Source organism: Microtetraspora glauca (assembly GCF_040656155.1).
In the GTDB taxonomy this organism is placed as follows: Bacteria; Actinomycetota; Actinomycetes; order Streptosporangiales; family Streptosporangiaceae; genus Microtetraspora; species Microtetraspora glauca.
Map to the genome: position 1 here is coordinate 616,360 of NZ_JBFALK010000002.1, position 18,469 is coordinate 634,828.

Consider the following 18,469-nt stretch of genomic DNA (forward strand, 5'->3'; position numbering starts at 1 on the left):
AGCTTCCTGCGACATGCGGGTCTTGCACACCTCCGACTGGCACCTGGGCCGCTCGTTCCACCGGGAGAGTCTTCTGACCGCCCAGGGGGCGTTCGTCGACCATCTCGTTGAGACCGTGCAGGCCGAGCGGGTGGACGTCGTGGTCGTCTCGGGCGACGTCTACGACCGCGCGCTGCCGCCGGTCGACGCGGTCGCCCTCTGCGGCGACGCGCTGCGCCGGCTGGCCGCGCTGGGCGCGCACACCGTGCTGATCAGCGGCAACCACGACTCCGCTGTGCGGCTCGGGTTCGGCGCCGACCTGATGGAGCGGGTGCACCTCCGCACGGACCCGGCGCGGGCCTGGGAGCCGGTGGTGATCGAGGACACCGCCTTCTACGGCATCCCCTACCTCGAGCCTGAGCTGGTCAAGGGCCCGTGGGAGCTGGCCGAGCGCAGCCACAGCGCGGCGATCGGCCACGCCATGACCGCGATCAGGGCGGACGCCGCGGCGCGCGGCGGGCGTTCGGTGGTGCTGGCCCACGCCTTCGTCACCGGGGGTGAGGCCAGCGACAGCGAGCGCGACATCACGGTGGGCGGCGTCGCGCACGTGCCGCTGAGCGCGTTCGACGGCGTCGGCTACACCGCGCTCGGCCACCTGCACGGGCGGCAGACCATGAGCGAGACCGTCCGCTACTCCGGGTCCCCGCTGGCCTACTCGTTCTCGGAGGCCGATCACGTCAAGGGATGCTGGCTGGTCGATCTCGGCCCTGGCGCCCATGGCGTACGCGCCGAGTTCGTGCCCGCGCCGGTGCCCCGCCGGCTCGCCCGGCTGCGCGGCCGCATCGACGATCTGCTCACCTCGGAGGGATACGCCGGCCGCGAGGACCACTGGCTGCACGTCACGCTGACCGACCCGGTGCGTCCCAAGGAGGCCATGGAGCGGCTGCGCGGCCGCTTCCCGCACGCGCTGGCGCTGGCCTTCGACCCGGACGGCGCGGCCGGCGCGCCGGCGGCTCCGCGGCCGATCGCCGGGCGCGCCGAGATCGAGGTGGCGCTCGACTTCGTCCGCGAGGTCCGCGGCGAGCCCGCCGACGAGGCCGAGAGACGGCTGCTGGAACGCGCCGTGGAGGACTGCCGCATCAGGGAGGTCTCGTGAGGCTGCACCGCCTGAGGTTGATCGCCTTCGGCTCCTTCCCCGGTGAGGAGGAGGTCGACTTCGACGCGCTCGGCGAGGCCGGGCTGTTCCTCGTCCACGGGCCGACCGGCGCGGGCAAGACCACGGTGCTCGACGCCGTCTGCTACGCGCTGTACGGCCGGGTGCCCGGGCAGCGCGACAGCGCCCGCAGCCTCCGCTGCGACCACGCCCCCGCCGGGCGGGGCCCCGCGGTGACGCTGGAGGCCACGATCAGGAACCGCCGGTTCCGGATCATGAGGTCCCCCGCCTGGATGCGGCCCAAGCAGCGGGGCACCGGCCTGGTGGAGGAGAAGGCCAAGGTTCTCGTCGAGGAGCTCGACGAGCCGACCGGCGCGTGGACGGCCCGCAGCACGCGCAGTGACGAGGCCGGTCACCTGATCGGCGAGCTCGTCGGGATGAACGCCGACCAGTTCTGGCAGGTCGCGATGCTCCCCCAGGGGGACTTCGCCCGTTTCCTGCGCGCGGACGGCGACGATCGGCGCAAGCTGCTGGAGCGCTTGTTCTCGGTGAAGGTCTACACCGAGGTCGAGAGGTGGCTCGCCGAGCACCGCACCCGCACCGGCCGCGCCCAGCAGGAGCTGCGCCAGGAGGTCGACTCCGTCGTCAACCGGATGCGCGGCGCCGCCGGACCCGGCCTGGCCGAGACGCCCCCCGAGCCGGGGGAGGACCCGCTCGGCTGGTCCGGCGCGGTGCTCGCGGCCGCCGACGACGTGGTAACGAGAGGCGGTGAGGAGCAGGCGCTGGCCGCCGCCGCGCTGGCGTCCGCCCGCGGCCGCCTGGACGACGGCCGGGCGTTGGCCGACCGCCGCAGGCGCCACGCCTCCGCGCTGGCCCGCCGCGAGGAGCTGGCACTGGCCGCCGACGAGCGTTCCGACCTGGAGACCATGCTCGACGAGGCGGCCAGGGCCGACCGCGTGGTGCCGCTGATCCGCCAGGCCGGCCAGCGGGTCGAGACGGCCGCCAAGGCGCGGCGGCTGGCCGTGGACGCCGTGGCCAGGGCACTGCCGCTCACCGGGGCCCCGGCCGACGGGGCGTGGCCGGATGTGGCGGCGCTGCGCGAGTGGGAGCGGGGGCTGCGCGACGAGGTCGCCCGTCTCGAGCAGCTTCTGCCCGAGGAGGCTCGGCTGACGGAGGTCAGGGCGGAGCTCGCCCTGGCCGACGGGCGACTGGCAGAGCTGGCGGCCCTGCGCGCCGATCTCGGCGACCGCCTCGCCGTACTGCCCGGCGAGCTGGCGGCGGCCGAGGAGCGGCTGGAGGCGGCGCGACTGGCCGCCGCCGCCGTTTCCGGGCTCAGGGCCACCCGTGACGGTGCCGCCCGCGATCTCGCGGCGGTGCGCCGCCGCGACGCCCTCGCCGCCGAGCTGGCCTCCGCCATGGGGGCGCGGGCCGCCGCGCTCGCGGCGCTGCCCGAGACCCCCGAGCTCCAGCCGGTACGGCCGACGCCGCCGGACGGCGACGTCGGCCGTGTCCTCGCCGAACTGGAGCGCGCCTGGCGGGACGAGCTGGCCCGGCTGGAGCTGCTGGCGGGCGAGGAGGGGCGGCTGGCCGAGGTCACCGGCCGCCTGGCCGCGGTGCGCGCGGACATCGAGGAGGCCGCGGAGCGGGAGGCGTCCGCCCTCGCGGACCTGGCGGCGCTGCCGGCGGCACTGGCGGCGGCGGACGAGCGGCAATCGCGGGCCCGCGCCGCCGCCGCGCGTATCCCCGCGCTGGAGGCCGCCGTCGGCGCGGCCCGCGACCGGCGCGACGCCGCCGCCCAGCGTGACGCGCTGACCGCCGAACTGGCGGAGGCCGACGCGGAGCGGCGGGTGGCGGTGGACCGTGCCCAGGACGCCCGCGACCGGCTCCACGGCGTTCGGCTCGCCCGGATCGAGGGCATGGCCGCCGAGCTGGCGAGGTCACTCGTCCCCGGAGAGCCGTGCGCGGTGTGCGGCTCCGCCGAGCACCCGGCTCCCGCCGCCCCCCTGGAGGCGGCGCCGACCGCCGACGACGAGCAGGCGGCGCAGGACACGTTCGACACCGCGAGGCAGGGTCGCGAGGACGCGGAGAGCCGGGTCGCCGCGCTGGCCTCCCGGCTGGACGAGGTCACCCGGCGGGCGGAGGACCTGTCCGCAGGCGACGCGGAGACCCGGCTCGCCGCCGCCGAGTCGGACCTCGCCGGGGCGCGGGACGCCGCCGACGGGGAGCCGGAGGCCGCCGCCGAGACCGAGCGGCTCGCCGCGGAGACGGAGGCGCTGCGCGACCGCGCCGACGAGGCCGGCCGGGCGCTGGCCGGGCACCGGACCGGCGAGGCCGAGCTCCTGGCCGAGCGCGACCGCCTCGTCACCCGCCTCACCGCCGCGCGGGGAGAGGACGACAGCGTCCGGTCCAGGCAGGCCAGGTTCGCGGCGGAGGCGCGGCTGCTCGCCACCGCCGCCGAGGCCGTCGCCCGGGCCGCCGAGACGCGCGCCGCGTACGACAAGGCCCGTGACGACGTCGCGGAGATCGCCGCGGAAGCCGGGCCGTGCGAAGGCGTCGGGTCCCGCGAGGGCGACGGGCCGACCGAGGACGCGGTGGCGGCGGTCCTCGCGGAGGCGGAGCGAGCCCTGCGGGACGCGAGCGCGGCGGCGGAGGGGGAGCCCGGCCTGGTGGAGGAGACGCGCGGGCTGGCCGCCGAGCTCGCCGAAGCCGAGGAGCGTTCGCGGTCCCTTGAGCTGGACGCCGCCGAGACCCGGACCCGCCGCGCCCAGCTCGCCGAGGCGGAGGGCAGGCTGGCCACGCTGCTCGACGGGGCGCGCGGCGGCGACGCCTCCCTGGAGGCGCGGCTGGAGCGGCTCGCGGCGGAGGCCGCGCTGCTGCACGACGCCGCCGAGGGGGTCCAGGCATCCACGACGGCCGATCGGGAGCGGGAGGCGGCCCGCGCCGCGGCGGCGGACGCCGCCGCCGAGGCCGGGTTCGCGACCCTGGACGACGCTCGCGCCGCGGTACGCGCCGAGGCCGAGCGTGAGGAGATGGCCGAGAGGCTCCGGCGCTTCGCCGACGAGCAGGCCGCCGTCGACGCGCTGCTCGCCGATCCCGAGCTGGTCGCGGTGGCGGCGGCCCCCGATCCGGATCTGGCGGTCCTCGCGGCCGAGCACGAGCGGGCCGAAAGGGAGACCGCGGAGCGGACGTCGGCCCGCGACCACGCCATGAGCCGGTTGGAGCAGCTCACCGGGCTCGCCGCCGAGCTGGAGGACGCGCACGGGCGTTACGGCCCTGCGGCCGAGCGGCACCGCCTCGCCCGCAGGCTGGCCGAACTCGCGGGCGGGACCTCGACGGACAACCCGCTGAACATGCGGCTCTCGGCGTACGTGCTGGGGGAGCGGCTCCGCCAGGTGGTCGACGCCGCGAACGAGCGGCTCGACCGGATGTCCGGCGGGCGTTACCTGCTCCAGCACGACCTGAGGCAGGCGGCGGGTGACCGGGGAAGATCCGGCGGCGGGCTGGGACTGCGGGTGCTCGACGGCTGGACCGGCGTGGACCGCGACCCGGCGACCCTCTCCGGCGGCGAGAGCTTCATCACCTCGCTGGCCCTGGCCCTCGGCCTGGCGGACGTGGTCACGGCCGAGGCCGGTGGCGCCGAGATCGGCAGTCTCTTCGTGGACGAGGGATTCGGCACGCTCGACGAGGACACGCTCGACGACGTCCTGGACATCCTGGACGGCCTGCGCGAGGGCGGCAGGGCCGTCGGCATCGTCAGCCACGTGGCCGAACTGCGGACCCGCATCCCCGCCCAGATCAGGGTACGCAAGGGGCGGGGCGGCTCGACGCTCTCCATGGTGTGACTCCGGCCCCATGGTGTGACCCCGGCCCCATGGTGTGACCCCGGCCCCATGGTGTGACCCCGGTCCCCTGGCCGATCAGTTCGTGTCGTCGACGTGGAGCGCCTGGAGGGCCAGCCAGGCGATCACCCGGTCCTCGGTCACGGTGACCGACAGGCCGGTCAGCTCCTCGACGCGTCCCATCCGCTGGCGGAGGGTGTGCCGGTGGATGCCGAGCTGGGAGGACGCCGCCTCCCAGTTGTTGTTCTCGCTGAGGAAGACCCGCAGCGACCGGAGCAGGATCCGGGTGGAGTCGCTCTCCAGCAGCGGCAGCAGCGGCGAGGTGAGCGCGGTGCGCGCGGCCGGGTCGAGATGCTGGAGGATCAGCCGCTGGGTCGGCAGGCCGGCGAACTCGACGACCGGCCGGGCGTCCGCGACCGCGACCTCCAGCGCCTGCTCCGCCTGACGGCGGCTGAGGAGGGACCCCGACGGCGGCTGGGCCGTACCGACGCCGCATCGGGCCGGAACGCCCTCACGCTCGACCGCGTCGCACACCCGCGCGGTCCACCGGCCCAGTTCGTCCTCGGGCAGCAGGACCGTGACCAGCGACGACTCGGAGCTGACGAGCGGCGGGACGTCCAGCTCCTCACACCACTCCAGGACGTTCTCCTCCAGCGGCACGGCACGTGAGCGGGACCGCAGCAGCGCGACGGCGATGTTCCCGGCGAGGAGGTTCCACCGGGCCGAGACCCGCTGGATGAGCGCCGGATCGCCGGACATCAGCGCGTCCACGGCGTCGGCGCGGGCCAGCCCCCAGGTGTCGCCGCCGCTCAGCGGGTTGAGCGCCAGGTCGAGCAGGAGGGCCGCGTGCTGGGCCAGCTCCCTGGTCAGGCTGATCCGGTCCGGGCGGGGGGCCACGACCAGGTGGGCGCGGGGACGCACCGGATCGCCGACGCCGTACACGGTCAGGCCGGGATGCCGGATGCGCGAACGCTGGCCGAGCGCGGCGGCCCGTGCGTCGTCGAGGTGGACCCGCGCGGCTCCCACCGCGGCGTGCGTCTTGCCGTGCCGGTCCATCAGCACCGCCCAGCTGTCGATCCGGGCGGCGAGGGTGGCGACGATCCCCTGCGGCCCGGCACTGCGGGCCACCCTGGTCATGCTGGAGACGCCCTCCGCGATCAACCGCGACTCCGCGGCGCCGGTGCGCAACAGGTCGCCGTTGAGCTGGTACGTGATGTCCTGGAAGGCCACGCCGCCGGGGATCTCCAGCACCGCCATGCCGTGCGCCTCGGCACCGGCCACCAGCGCCTCGGGTACGGACGGGTGCCGGACGCCGACGCCGAACCCGAGGGCGGCCACTCCGGCCTCGGCCAGTCTCCCGGCGTAGGCGGTGAGCTGCTCAGACGTGTCGGACTGGTCGAGCTGCAGGCCCAGGGTGAGAAGCATCTCACCGCCCCGCAGCCACGGCGTCGGGTCGGCCAGCTCCGAGATATGCGTCCACCGGATGGGGCGGTCCAGGCCGGTGCTCCCGGTCGGGACGCGCAACCGGAACCGTTGCGCGACGTCGCCCACTGTCTCCAGCACGGCGCATCCTCCTCTGCTCGTCTTCCGCTGCTCGGTCTGCGCGTACGCCAGGAGTCACCGGCGGAAACGGCGGCCGGGCCGTACGCGGATCAACGCTGGGTCACCGTGACACGGGAGCGGACGCGGGGGGAAATATCGGATCGGCGTCCTCGTCGCAGGTCAATGGACATTTGGCTACGTGCGGAGAGAAAGCACGCAAACTTACCCTTAACCCCGTTCCAGTAACACCGGGTGACGGCTGTGCTGTTCCCGGCCCGAGGGAAGGGGCGGTATGCGCGCCGCGGTTTTCGAATCACCCGACAAGCCCGTCAGGGTCGAGCAGGTCGAGCTGGCTCCTCCCGGGCCCGGTGAGGTACGGGTCAAGATCGCCGCAGCCGGTGTCTGCGGATCCGACCTGCACGTACGCCGCGGAGAGTGGGACGTGCCGCTGCCGCTCGTCATGGGCCACGAGGGATCCGGTGTCGTGACCGCGCTCGGGCCGGGCGTGACCAGCCTCGCCGAGGGCGACCACGTCGTCCTGTCCTGGGTCGCGCCCTGCGGCCAGTGCCGCTACTGCCGCGCCGGGCACGAGGCCCGCTGCCAGGTCGCCGCGACCGTCGTCGCCCCCGGCGGCGTGCTCCAGGACGGCACCAGCCGGCTCAGCCGGGGCGGCGAGTCCCTCTACCACTACCTCGGCGTCTCGTCGTTCGCGGAGGAGGCCGTGGTCCCCGCGTCGGGAGCGATCAAGATCCGCGAGGACGCGCCCCTCGACACCGTGGCGCTGGTCGGCTGCGCCGTGGCCACCGGGGTCGGCGCGGTGACGAACACGGCCGCCGTCCTGCCCGGCAGCACGGTCGCGGTCATCGGCTGCGGTGGCGTGGGGCTGTCCGTCGTCCAGGGCGCCAAGCTCGCCGGCGCCGAGCGGATCATCGCGATCGACACCCGCGCGGAGAAGACCGCCCTCGCGGCGACGCTCGGCGCGACCGACCAGATCTCCGGTGCCGGGGTGGACGTGCCCGAGGCGCTCCGCGACCTCCTGCCCGACGGCGTCGACTACGCCTTCGACGCGGTGGGCCACCAGGCCACGCTGGAGTCGGCTATCCAGATCCTCGGTCTCGGCGGCGCGGCCGTCGCGGTCGGGCTCCCGCCCAAGGGGACCCTCGCCCGGTTCGACCCGCTCGTACTCGCCGAGGCCGACCAGCGGATCCTCGGCTCGAACTACGGCAGCGTGCGCCCGGCGATCGACATCCCCGCGCTGGTCGACCGCTACATGGACGGTCACCTCCAGCTCGACCAGCTCGTCAGCCGCCGTACCTCGCTCGACGAGGCCGGTCCCGCACTGGACGCCCTGGCCAGCGGCGAGGCGTTGCGCACCCTCCTGATCCCCTAAGGAAATCCCCCATGACCCAGACCAGCGTCCCCACCTCGACATCCGACCAGGGACTCCGCAGAGGGGCGATGTCGGGTGGCGAGGTCGTCGCCCAGGCCATCGCCAACATCGCCCCCAGCGCCGTCATCGCCTTCTCCGTGGCCGGCATCTTCGCCAGCGCGGGGAACGCCACATGGCTGTCGTTCGCGCTCGCCACGATCGTGATCCTCGCGGTGGGCTACTGCATCTCCCAGTTCGCCAAGCGCCGCGCCTCGGCCGGCTCCCTCTACAACTACGCCGCCCAGGGTCTCGGCCCGCTCGGCGCGTACGTCACCGGCATCACGCTGGTCATCGGCTGTTTCGGCATCGCCTCCGGCTCCCTGGGCGGCGCCGTCTACCACTTCAACGCCTTCCTGTCCTCCATCGGGCTGACGATCGAGAACACCGCGTGGAACGTCCTCCTCGCGGTGGTGATCGGCGGGCTCGCCACGCTGTTCACCGTGTGGGGCATCCGGATGTCCGCGCGGATCTCGCTGATCCTCGAGGTTATCTCGATCGCGATCATCACGATCATGCTGGTGATCGTGCTGGTCGCCGGTGGCGGCCCCGTATTCGACGCCGACCAGTTCTCGCTCAGCGGCGCGACGCCGCACGGCATCGCGGTCGGCATGGTGCTGGCCATCCTCGGGTTCGTCGGCTTCTCCAGCTCCGACGCGCTCGGCCGTGAGGCCCGCAACCCGTTCAAGGCGATCCCCAGGGCCATCATGTGGAGCGCGGCCGGCGTCGGCCTCCTCTACATCTTCGCCGCGTACACCCAGGTCACGGGATACCGCGCGCTGGGCGACCTCGGCGCGAGCGGCAACCCGCTGGACGAGCTGGCGGTGGCCGTCGGCATGCCCGGCTGGTTCCGCCCGGTGCTCAGCCTCGGCATCACCGCGTCGTTCTTCGCCGTCGTGGTCGCGCCCATCAACGTGATCGGCCGCATCGTCTTCGTGATGGGCAAGGAGGGCGTGCTGCCCGCCTCGCTCGGCCGTACGCACCGCACCCAGCAGACCCCGCACCGGGCGATCCTGGCGGTCGCGCCGCTCGCGGTGCTGCTGACCGCGTTCCTCTACGTCCTGGACGTGGACGGCATGGACATCGTCGTGTTCGTCGACACGTACGGCACGTTCGGCTACATGGTGGCCTACGCCGTCGTGGCGCTCGCCGCGCCGATCTTCCTGCGCCGCGAGGGCGTGAGGGTCCCGTTCATCTGGCCGTGCGTGGTGGTCTCGGTGGTCGGCATGGCCTACGTCTTCTACGTCAACGTCGTGCCGTGGCCCGCCTGGCCGCTGAACTTCGTGATCTGCGCGTTCCTGGTCACGTTCGCCGTGGCGCTCGGGTGGTACGGCTATCTCAAGACGGTCAGGCCCTCGGTGGCGCAGACGATCGGCACCACCGAGACCGACTTCGCGGAAATGGCCTGACGGCCTCGTTCCGGCGACGTGGCTACGACGCGGCTCGCGGGCGGGTGACCCAGTCCGCGAGCATGCGCACCCGCTCGGCGTGCCGGTCGTGCCCCACGATGATCGGCGGCTCGTTGTACGGCATGGCGTCCGACGAGCGGCGCAGCTTCACGTACTGGCCGCAGGCGTCGATGGCGTAGGGCTCCATGTCGTCCTGCAGGGCGCCGATGACCGTGATGCCGTGCATCTCGCCGATCCTGCGGAACAGCGCGACGGCCTCCCTGCGGTGCTCCTTGCCGAGGTTGCGGCCGAGCTCGTCGAGGACCAGCGTCAGGTGGCCCCCGCCGGAGGAGGCGATCGCGGCGGCGCAGACGAGCTTGACCGCCTTCTCGTCCATGAGCGCCGTGTTGGCCCGCCGGTTGTAGGGCACGAACCCCTGACCGTCGCCCCGCCGCCACTTGGGCACCACCCGCCACGACCAGCGCTGCTCGGGATCGGCGGGGGCGGCGGGCACGGGGAAGTCCAACGTCGCGCCGTAGCCGCCGTAACCCACGTCGAGCTTCTCGAACTCCTCGGCGACCCGGGCCAGGCGGGCCCTGATCGCCTCGGTGAGCGCCGCACGGTGCACGGCGGTGGACTGGGCCGCGTCCTCCGCTCCGCGGGTCGCCGTCTCCAGGTCACGCCTGCGCGAGGAGAGCTGGGTCTCGATCTGCCGGCGACGGTGCCGTTCGTACTCCTCCTGGCCCCGGAGATACGAACCGAGTGCGGCGCACACCGCCGGGAACGTGGCCAGCTCCTCGGCGGTCCGGCCGCCGCGCCGCTCCTTGACCAGGAAGGCCAGCTCCTCGGGCATCTCGTCGCCCGTCTCCGCGGAGTCGCCGAAGCCGCCGCGCAGGGCCGCGTCGAGATGCCGCTCGGCGCCGCGCCACCACTCGTCGGCGGTCAGCGACTCCTCCGCCGCGAGCCAGTCGCGCGCCTCCTCGACCGGGCCGCCCCACTCCGCGGTCAGCCCCTCGATGTCGAGCGCCCGCCGCTCGGCGGCCGTCCGGTCGGCCTGCTCCCGGGCCCGGGCGCGATCCGCCTCGAACCGCGCCCGGCGGCCCTCCAACCGCTCGATCTCCATGTCGCGGGTGCGCGCCCTGAAGTCGAGGGCGCTCACGCTCTCCTCGGCGGCGTCGAGCGTGGGGGCGAGCTCACCGGCCGCGGCGTGCAGCCCGGCCAGCAGCTCCCGCTGCGTCGAAAGGCGGTCGCGGACGTCGTCCAGGCGCACCGCCGCCCGGGCGCCCTCGGCCCTCCGGGCGGCCTCGTCCATCTCGGCCTCCGCCTGCCGTACCGCGGCGGCGGCCCGGTCCTGGGCGTCACGGGCCCGATGCAGCCGCTGCTCGGCGGCCTTGACGCGGGCCTCACGCCCGGTCACCGCGCTCTCGAAGGCGCCGACGACCGTGACGCCCGTGGAGCTGACCAGCACGGAACCGGGCAGCTCGGCCAGAGCGTGGGCCGCGGCGGCCAGGTCGGCGCCGTCCACGATCACGGCGTGCTCGTGCGGCCATGACCTGCTCGCGAGAAGCCCGGCCGCGGGGCCGTCGGTGGACGCGTCCCGCGCCTGCTCGGCGGCGTCGATCGCGTCGAGCAGGCTGGCGGCGGCGACGCCGCGCCCGGCCAGTGCGGCGAGCTGCGCGGCCGCGGGTCCGTTCTCCGCGTCGTCGAGAGCCGCCCGCGCCGTCTCGGCCTCGCGGTCGGCGACGCCCAGCGCCTTGAGCGCCTCGTCGACCCGGCGCCGCGCCGCGGCCGTCTCCCGTTCGGCGGCGGCGACGTCCCGCCCGTCGGCCTGCCGCCGCGACTCCTCCAGCGCGGGCATCTGGGACCTGAGCCCGTCGGCCGTGCTCTGGGCCACCGCCCGGTCGGTCTCCAGCTTGGCCGCCCGTGCCTGGATCTGGGCCAGCTCGCGCCGCGCCGAGGCCAGAGCCCGGTCGAGCGAGTCGTCCTTCAGCGCGGCGATCTCCTCGCGCAGCGCGGCGATGGCGTCCGACGCCGCCTCGGCGGCGTCCCGGCTGACGGCGAGCTCGGCGTCGAGCCGCTCGTCCCGATCCGCGGCGTCCGCGAACCGCCGGGCCAACCGGCCGCGCCAGCAGCGCAGCGCGCTCGCGAGCTGGACGCGCGCCTGGTCGCGCCGGTCGAAGGCGGCGAGCAGCGACTCGGACTCGGACTCGAACTCGCGCAGCCGGTCGGACGCCTCCGCCGCCCTGACCCGCTTGGCGTGCTCGTCGCGCCTGGCCTCCCGCTCCTGGTCGAGCTCGGCGTCGAGGCCGGTGAGCGCCGCGATCGCCTCGAAGATCCGCTCGGGGGAGATCTCGTTGAGCGGCTGGGAGAGCAGGTTCGTGGCGACCTTGCTCCGGACCGACGTGGACAGGAACGAGACGCACCGGACGCGGTCGCCGTACAGAACCCGGGTGAGGTCGCGGGCCACGACGTCACGGCGGCCGGCGCTGCGCGGGAGCTGGGCCCACACCTCGTCGGACCGGGTGACCCGGTCGGCCTCCGACGCGCCAGCGGCCAGGCGCACGCCCTCGGTCCACCTGATCTCCAGGTAGGGCGCCTCGCGGTTGACCCGCAGCCACACCGTCATCGGCAGGCCGGCCGACGGCACGTCGAACACGCCGATGATGTAGCCGTGGTCGGCGCTGGCCCACTGCTGGTCGCCGTGCGCGGCCAGCTCGGCGTTGAACAGCAGCTCGGAGACGGCCTTCGCCCCGGACGCGAACCGCCACTGCTCGTCGCCGAGCAGCGCGGTGATCGCCGCGATGAACGACGACTTGCCCGCGCCGTTGGAGTCCTTCGGACCCGCACCCGCGACCACGATCAGCGTCCCCGGCACGGTCGGCACCGGATGCGTCGACAGCCGGGAGATGTTGATCGCCTGCACGGCGACCAGCACCCGGTCTCCGACGACGTTCTCGGTCTGCGTCAAGCCGCTGCTTCCTTTCCTCGCTCGTGTTTCCCCGTCACGCCCGCCGCGCTCTGATCGCGGCGGCGAGCGGCGTCTGCGGTCCGGCCGCCAGGATCAGCTCCTCCTGGAGGCGGCGGCGGGCCGCCGCCGTGAGCCGGTGGAACTGCGGGCCGGGCACGTACCCGCCGGGCGCCTCCTCCGAGACGGCTTTGACCTGGGTCAGCAGGCCCGCCTGGCGCAGCGCCCGCAGCGCCGACTCCAGCTCACCGATCGGCAGCAGGGTGCGGCGGCGCAGCTCCTCCACCGCCACGGGGTACGGCGAGAGCCAGGTGTCCTCCGGCAGCAGCCCGTCGGCCCGGGGAATGGCGACCGAGTGGACCAGCACCAGCGTGAGGACCGCACGCTCGCCCTCCGCCGGCCCGGCCTTCCCGCCGGGCCCGCCCGTGAGCCGGGCGGCCACGGTGTCGTCGTAACCGGAGGTCCACGTGTCGCGGCGCTGGATCAGGGTCCGGCCGCGCCGCGCCAGCATCTCCGCGAGCGTACGGCGCAGCGCCGGATCCCGCAGGGCGGCGAACCTCGCCTCGTGGACCGGCTCGGCCGCGTGCTCGACCGCCATGAAGGCCGCCACGAGCTCGGCGCGGCGGCGCTCGTCGTAGGCGGAGAGCAGCCCGTCGAGATCCGGGCTCGTCTCGTCGCGCGCGGCGCCGGGTGGCCGGCCGCCCGCCGGCTCGCCCGGCCCGGACTCCTCCAGGGGAAGCGTCGCCGGGGCGCCCGCCGGGCCGTCCGGGTGGCCGTCCGGACGGCCGTCCGCAGGGTGCGGGCCGGGCAGGCGGCGCACCAGCTCGCGCAGGACGGCGTGCGACTCCTGCGGCCAGGTGGCGCACCGCGGGCCGAGCCGTACGACGTCGCCGGACCTGAGGATCCAGCCGGTGTCGGCCAGACGGCGCAGCGCGCCCAGCGCCCAGCTGCGCGTCATGTCGTCGCCCCGCCCGGTCAGTGCGCGATAGCAGCCCAGCACGTCGGAGATCTCGGCGGGCATGCCGGGCCACGGCTCGGCGGACAGGTCCGTCCAGCACACCCGCAGGCACGCCGCGAGCACGCGCCGCGTCTCTCCGGAGCGTTCCACCGGGACGGGGGCCACGCCGTACTCGTCGAGGACCGACGGGGTCGCGCCGTCCGGCCAGGCGGGCAGCGCGACCACGGTCTCGTCGCCGTGGGAGAGCCGTAGGAAGCCGGGAGGCGCGGGCTCGGCGAGCCGCAGCGCGAGCGGCCCGTGCGCGCGGGCCCGCGCGTGTTCCGGCGCGGCGGTGGGCTCGGGCTCAGCCATCGGTCGTCACCCTTTCGAGCGTGCCGTCGGACGACCAGCTCGGATGGCCGGCGGGATCGGCGCGTAGGCCGTCGGACCAGCGCAGCCGGTAGGGCAGCTCCGGGCGCAGGTCCGCGGACGCCAGGTCGGCGAGCACGCGGCGCATGGAGGCCCAGTCGCCGGTCAGCACCTCCTCCAGCGGCACCGCAGTACGGCCGGCGAGCGCGGACTCCGCCACCGCGGCGAGCCGGTCGAGGCCGGCCACGCCGTCGCCCGCCGACTCCACCGGGCCGGAGTCCGGAAGCGGCGAGCGCGGGGGAGCGGGCCTGACCGGAGCCGGGCGCGGGGCCTCGTCCACCGCCGTGGCGATGGCGGCGGGGTCGTGCCACGGCGCGGGCGCGTCGAACACGAACCCGTCGAGCACGGCCGCCAGCCGCTCCTTCGGCGCGGTCTGGGCGAAGGTGCGCCACGTCTCGGCGGGCAGCAGCGTCAGGTTGCGGGTCGTCCCCGCGGAGTCGGCGAGCCGCCCGGCAGCGCGGCGCGAGGCGTCGCTGTAGGCGTAGATCGCGGCACGCAGCTCGGTGCAGGTGCGGTCGAGGGCGGGCCACCGGCGCAGGATCGTGCCGTGCAGGCTCTGCGCGCGCCGCGCGATCTCCTCGGTGCCCCAGAGCTTGGGCGCCTGCTCGCGCAGCTCCTCGATCGTCCCGTTGGTCAGGGTGATCAGTTCGAGGGCCCACAGCCGGAAGGCGCGGGCCAGGTTCCCCGCCGACTGGCGGGCCTCCTCCATGGTGGTGCGCGGGTCGGCGACGTTGAGATCCTCGAGGGCGAGCAGCCGGTGCATCTCGGACTGGCCGCCGTCGTCCATCATCCGCCGGATGAACATCAGCCCCACGACGCTGGTGAACGACGCCCGGTATCGGAGCTGGTTGGGCTTGGGGAAGACCTCGCGGATCGCGCCGAGACCTCTCAGCACGCGCAGCCGGTTCTCGAACCGGTCGGTGGGGTGGGCGCGGCAGGCGTACCGCATCTGCTCGTGCGTGAGCCACTCCTCACCGGCCTCGGCGAACGCGTCGAACAGCGTCTCGGCGATGTCGACCAGCGCGGGGTCGTCCACGACGGCGCCGCTGTCGCGGGCGAGCGCGGCGAACATCCGCCGGTATGTCGCGAGCACGGCCTCGTCGGTGAGCGCGGCGTCCAGCGTCTCGGGCAACGCCCGCTGGTCGCGCGGCGAGGCGGGTGGTCTCTCCCGTGAGGTCTGCTGAGGCACGCGCTATACCGTACGGCTTGCTGGCGACAATCCCGGCCATGATCCGCCCGGTCGGGGGTTCAACCGGAGCCGAAGGCCGCGGGCAGGACGGCGGGGAGATCGACGAGCAGCCAGCCTCCGGCCGCCAGCGCGGCGACGGACACGAGCAGGAAGAGCGCGACCCAGAACGTGCCCGGGATCCGGGTCAGCCTGGCCAGTTGGTCGGCGTCGGAGTCGGGCGCACGCCCCCGCCGCCGTTTGCGCTGCAGCTCGACGATCGGCCGCACGCCGCCCAGCAGGAGGAACCAGACCGCGGCGTACGCGACGACCGCCTGGACCTTCGGCTCGGTGAACCACGAGACCGCGAAGACGGCCCCGCCCGTGGCGAGCAGCGAGATCACCCCGAACGCGTTCCTGATCATCAGGAGCATGCAGGCGAGCAGCGCGAGCACGCCCCAGAGCAGGAGCGTGATGTATCCGGCCGCGGTGAGCCAGGCCGCGCCGAACCCCAGCAGCGACGGGGCGACGTAACCGGCGCCCGCCGTGACGATCATGCCGAGGCCGCGCGGGTTGCCCCTGGTCAGCGTCACTCCCGAGGTGTCGGAGTGCAGCCGGATGCCATGGAGCCTGCGCCTGGTCAGCACGGCCGCGAGCGCGTGCCCGCCCTCGTGCGCGATGGTGATCAGGCCGCGCGACACATGCCATGAGGGGGGATAGGAGACGACGGCGAGCGCCGCGAACCCGGCGAGGGCGATCAGCCACATCGGCGGTGCGTCCTGCGTCGCGATCAGCTGGTTCCAGAGTGCTTTCAGGGGGCCACCTCCGGGAGACAGCGTAAAGCCAGGGAGATCCACGCGGCGTAAGCGCGATCCGGGCGCGGGCGATCCGGGGCGGGGCGCTGTGAAAAGGTTCTACGGTCTATGTGTGGCTGAGCGTCGAATGCGTGGTTTGCGGGGACTGGTCCGGGCGAAGCGGGAGCCCGCCCCCGAGCACTCCATGGATCCGCGTTCGGGAGAGATCGCCACCGCGGAGTGGCCGGCGCGGGGCAGCGTGGTCGACAACGCCGTCTACGTCGACGGCAAGCGGGTCGACTCGCCGGTGTCGCTGGCCGACGCGATCGCCTCGCTGCGGTCCAGGCCCGGAGCGATGGCCTGGATAGGGCTCTACCGTCCGGGCGAGGAGGAGCTGACCGCCGCCGCGGAGGAGTTCGGGCTGCACACCCTCGCGATCGAGGACGCCATCGTCGCCCACCAGCGGCCGAAGGCGGACCGCTACGACGACACGCTCTTCGTCGTGCTCCGCGCCGCGCAGTACCTCGACAAGGCGGAGAAGGTCGCCTTCGGCGAGCTGCACGTCTTCGTCGGCCCCGGATTCGTCCTCACCGTACGGCACAGCGAGGCGCCCGACCTGTCGAAGGTGCGCGCCCGGATGGAGTCCGACCCCGACCTGCTCAGGCAGGGGCCGCAGGCCGTGCTGTACGCGATCCTCGACGCGGTGGTGGACGGCTACGCGCCCGTCGTCGCGGGGCTGCAGAACGACATCGACGAGATCGAGGTGCAGGTCTTCGGCGGCGACCCGGCGGCGCCCCGGCGCATCTACGCGCTGTCCCGCGAGGTGATCGAGTTCCAGCGGGCGACCACGCCGCTGGTCGCCATGCTCGACGGCTTCATCGCCGGCGCCCCCAAGTACGGCGTGGACGAGGAGCTCCAGCGTTACCTGCGCGACGTCGCCGACCACGTCATCACGGTCACCGAGCGCGTCGCCGGGTTCCGGCAGATGCTCCAGGACATCCTCATCGTCAACTCGACCCTGGTCAGCCAGGCCCAGAACGAGGAGATGACCAAGCTCACCGCGGCCAGCATCGCCCAGGGCGACGAGGTGAAGAAGATCTCCGCGTGGGCGGCGATCCTGTTCGCGCCCACGCTGGTCGGCACGATCTACGGCATGAACTTCGACCACATGCCGGAGCTGCACTGGGTGTTCGGCTATCCGTTCGCGGTGAGCCTCATGGCCCTGGTCTGCGGCACCCTCTACCTGGTCTTCAAGCGCCGCGACTGGCTGTAGGGGTCTACGGCAACCGCGGTTCACCGTTGACGCGGCGCGGCAGGCGCCAGGGGTTGTCGTCGCGGACCGGTTCGGGCAACAGACCGTCAGGGAAGCCCTGATAGCTGACCGGGCGCTGGAACCGGTGGATGGCGAGTGTCCCGACGGAGGTGGTCCGGGCGTCGGATGTGGCGGGGAAAGGCCCGCCGTGCACCACCGAGTGATTGACCTCTACACCGGTCGGCCAGCCGTTCACGATGAGCCGCCCGGCCTTGCGTTCCAGGATGGGCAGGATCGCGCGCACCTGCTCGTGGTCCGTCTCGGTCGCGTGGACGGTGATGGTCAGCTGTCCGTGAAGCGCCTCGAGGGTGGTCTTGAGGTCGTTCAGGTCGTCGTAGACCACGAGCAGCGCCGCGGCGCCGAAGACCTCGTCCTGGAGATCTGGTGTCGCGCGCAGGTGCGCCGACGTGGTGAGGTAGAGCGCGGGTGCCGGAGCGTTCTCGGTGGGGCCGTCGGCACCTGTGGCGACGAGCTCGGCGCCGCCGCGCTCCAGCCGCCCGAGCCCGTCCGTGTACGCCTGGCGGATGCCCGAGGAGAGCATGGTCTGACCGACAGCCCGGGATAGCGAGTCCGCGACGATGCCGGTGAACCGCTCACTGTCCTTGGGCACGAACACCAGCCCCGGGTTGGTGCAGAACTGCCCGGAGCCGAGGGTGAGAGACGCCGTGAAACCGGACGCGACCGCCTCTGAATCGGCGGCGAGGGCACCGGGGAGGACGATCACCGGGTTGATGCTGGACATCTCGGCGTAGACGGGAACCGGCTCCGGCCGACCGGCCGCGGTCCGCATCAGCGCGGTCCCCGCCGCCTGCGATCCGGTGAAGGCGATGGCCTTGATGGACGGATGGGCGGCCAGCTCCTGCCCGATGGTCGCCCCGGGCCCGAAGATGAGCGAGAAGACGCCGCCGGGCAGCCCGCTGTCACGAACCGCCTGGGCTATGGCCTGTCCGGCGAGTTCGGCGGTGCCGGCGTGCGAGTTGTGCGCCTTCACGATGACGGGACAGCCCGCGGCCAGCGCGGAGGCCGTGTCACCGCCCGCTGTCGAGAACGCCAGCGGGAAGTTGCTCGCACCGAAAACGGCGACGGGGCCGAGGGGGACCTGTCGCTGACGCAGATCGGGAGCGGGCCCGGACGGGCGCTCCGGCTGGGCCTCGTCGATCCGCACCTCCTGGTGCGCGCCGAGCCGCAGTTCCCGCGCGAAGAGCCGCAACTGGCCGGTGGTGCGGCCGTGCTCACCTTCGAGGCGCCCCATGGGCAGTCCGGTCTCCAGGTGGGCGCGCGTCACGATCTCGGACTTGCACTCGTCGAGGTTGGCGGCGATCAGTTCCAGGAACGCGGCGCGCTCCTCCGGAGCGGTCCGCCGGTAGAGGTCGAAGGCGGCCTCGGCGGCGGTCGCGGCGAGGTTCAGCTCCGCCGACGTGACGAAGGTGAACCGCGGCGGGAGGCTTTCCCCGGTGGCCGGGTTGGTGGCCTCGGTGGTTCCGTTACCGCCAGAGATGTGCTCGCCCGCGATGATGGACGCGCCGGTGATCGTCATGTG

Annotated in this window: 11 protein-coding genes; 5 read left to right on the plus strand and 6 right to left on the minus strand. The window is 74.1% G+C overall.

What is annotated here, in order from left to right:
* Window positions 1-13 precede the first annotated feature (13 nt).
* Together AB0I59_RS05945 and AB0I59_RS05950 are read left to right on the plus strand one after the other, a co-directional pair.
* Window positions 14-1,135, plus strand: coding sequence for an exonuclease SbcCD subunit D (locus tag AB0I59_RS05945; protein WP_358130493.1), 1,122 nt, complete (start codon window positions 14-16; stop codon window positions 1,133-1,135).
* The gene (locus AB0I59_RS05950; RefSeq protein WP_358130496.1) at window positions 1,132-4,974 is read left to right on the plus strand and encodes an AAA family ATPase; all 3,843 of its coding nucleotides are present in this window, start codon (window positions 1,132-1,134) and stop codon (window positions 4,972-4,974) included. Before AB0I59_RS05945 ends, AB0I59_RS05950 begins: the two co-directional genes overlap by 4 nt.
* Before the next feature lie 75 nt (window positions 4,975-5,049).
* Here the strand turns inward: AB0I59_RS05950 and AB0I59_RS05955 are convergent, their stop codons facing one another.
* Window positions 5,050-6,534 (minus strand): PucR family transcriptional regulator, encoded by a 1,485-nt coding sequence (locus AB0I59_RS05955; protein WP_061261263.1) that lies wholly within the window; start codon window positions 6,532-6,534, stop codon window positions 5,050-5,052.
* 271 nt (window positions 6,535-6,805) lie between these two features.
* On the opposite strand from AB0I59_RS05955, the gene AB0I59_RS05960 reads away from it, so the two are divergent.
* Both AB0I59_RS05960 and AB0I59_RS05965 read left to right on the plus strand, forming a co-directional pair.
* Window positions 6,806-7,903, plus strand: coding sequence for an alcohol dehydrogenase catalytic domain-containing protein (locus AB0I59_RS05960; RefSeq protein ID WP_061261262.1), 1,098 nt, complete (start codon window positions 6,806-6,808; stop codon window positions 7,901-7,903).
* A gap of 11 nt (window positions 7,904-7,914) precedes the next feature.
* Window positions 7,915-9,348, plus strand: coding sequence for an APC family permease (locus AB0I59_RS05965; protein ID WP_061261261.1), 1,434 nt, complete (start codon window positions 7,915-7,917; stop codon window positions 9,346-9,348).
* Window positions 9,349-9,370: 22 nt separating this feature from the next.
* On the opposite strand, the gene AB0I59_RS05970 is transcribed toward AB0I59_RS05965, so the two are convergent.
* From AB0I59_RS05970 to AB0I59_RS05985, 4 genes are read right to left on the minus strand one after another with little or no spacing between them, the layout of a single operon-like run.
* A complete protein-coding gene (locus AB0I59_RS05970) occupies window positions 9,371-12,295 on the minus strand; it encodes a coiled-coil domain-containing protein (RefSeq protein ID WP_358130502.1) in 2,925 nt (974 codons plus the stop codon).
* A gap of 34 nt (window positions 12,296-12,329) precedes the next feature.
* A complete protein-coding gene (locus AB0I59_RS05975; RefSeq protein ID WP_358130505.1) occupies window positions 12,330-13,601 on the minus strand; it encodes a hypothetical protein in 1,272 nt (423 codons plus the stop codon).
* The gene (locus AB0I59_RS05980; protein ID WP_358130508.1) at window positions 13,594-14,847 is read right to left on the minus strand and encodes a hypothetical protein; all 1,254 of its coding nucleotides are present in this window, start codon (window positions 14,845-14,847) and stop codon (window positions 13,594-13,596) included. The genes AB0I59_RS05975 and AB0I59_RS05980 overlap by 8 nt, the downstream gene beginning before the upstream one ends.
* A 59-nt stretch (window positions 14,848-14,906) precedes the next feature.
* Window positions 14,907-15,590, minus strand: a complete 684-nt coding sequence (locus tag AB0I59_RS05985; protein ID WP_082777625.1) for a M50 family metallopeptidase — start codon at window positions 15,588-15,590, stop codon at window positions 14,907-14,909.
* A 160-nt stretch (window positions 15,591-15,750) separates the two neighbouring features.
* On the opposite strand from AB0I59_RS05985, the gene AB0I59_RS05990 reads away from it, so the two are divergent.
* Window positions 15,751-16,890, plus strand: a complete 1,140-nt coding sequence (locus AB0I59_RS05990; RefSeq protein ID WP_358130511.1) for a magnesium and cobalt transport protein CorA — start codon at window positions 15,751-15,753, stop codon at window positions 16,888-16,890.
* A gap of 4 nt (window positions 16,891-16,894) precedes the next feature.
* Here AB0I59_RS05990 and AB0I59_RS05995 read toward each other — a convergent pair whose 3' ends face one another.
* Window positions 16,895-18,466 carry an aldehyde dehydrogenase (NADP(+)) gene (locus AB0I59_RS05995; RefSeq protein WP_358130514.1) on the minus strand — a complete coding sequence of 524 codons (1,572 nt, stop codon included), beginning with the start codon at window positions 18,464-18,466 and terminating at the stop codon, window positions 16,895-16,897.
* Between the last annotated feature and the right edge of the window lie 3 nt (window positions 18,467-18,469).

Excerpts from the sequence above, each read along its gene's own strand:
- AB0I59_RS05995 (WP_358130514.1), bottom strand. The coding sequence starts at position 18,466 with ATGACGATCACCGGCGCGTCCATCATCGCGGGCGAGCACATCTCTGGC.
- AB0I59_RS05960 (WP_061261262.1), top strand. The coding sequence starts at position 6,806 with ATGCGCGCCGCGGTTTTCGAATCACCCGACAAGCCCGTCAGGGTCGAG.
- AB0I59_RS05975 (WP_358130505.1), bottom strand. The coding sequence starts at position 13,601 with ATGGCTGAGCCCGAGCCCACCGCCGCGCCGGAACACGCGCGGGCCCGC.
- AB0I59_RS05945 (WP_358130493.1), top strand. The coding sequence starts at position 14 with ATGCGGGTCTTGCACACCTCCGACTGGCACCTGGGCCGCTCGTTCCAC.
- AB0I59_RS05985 (WP_082777625.1), bottom strand. The coding sequence starts at position 15,590 with ATGTGGCTGATCGCCCTCGCCGGGTTCGCGGCGCTCGCCGTCGTCTCC.
- AB0I59_RS05965 (WP_061261261.1), top strand. The coding sequence starts at position 7,915 with ATGACCCAGACCAGCGTCCCCACCTCGACATCCGACCAGGGACTCCGC.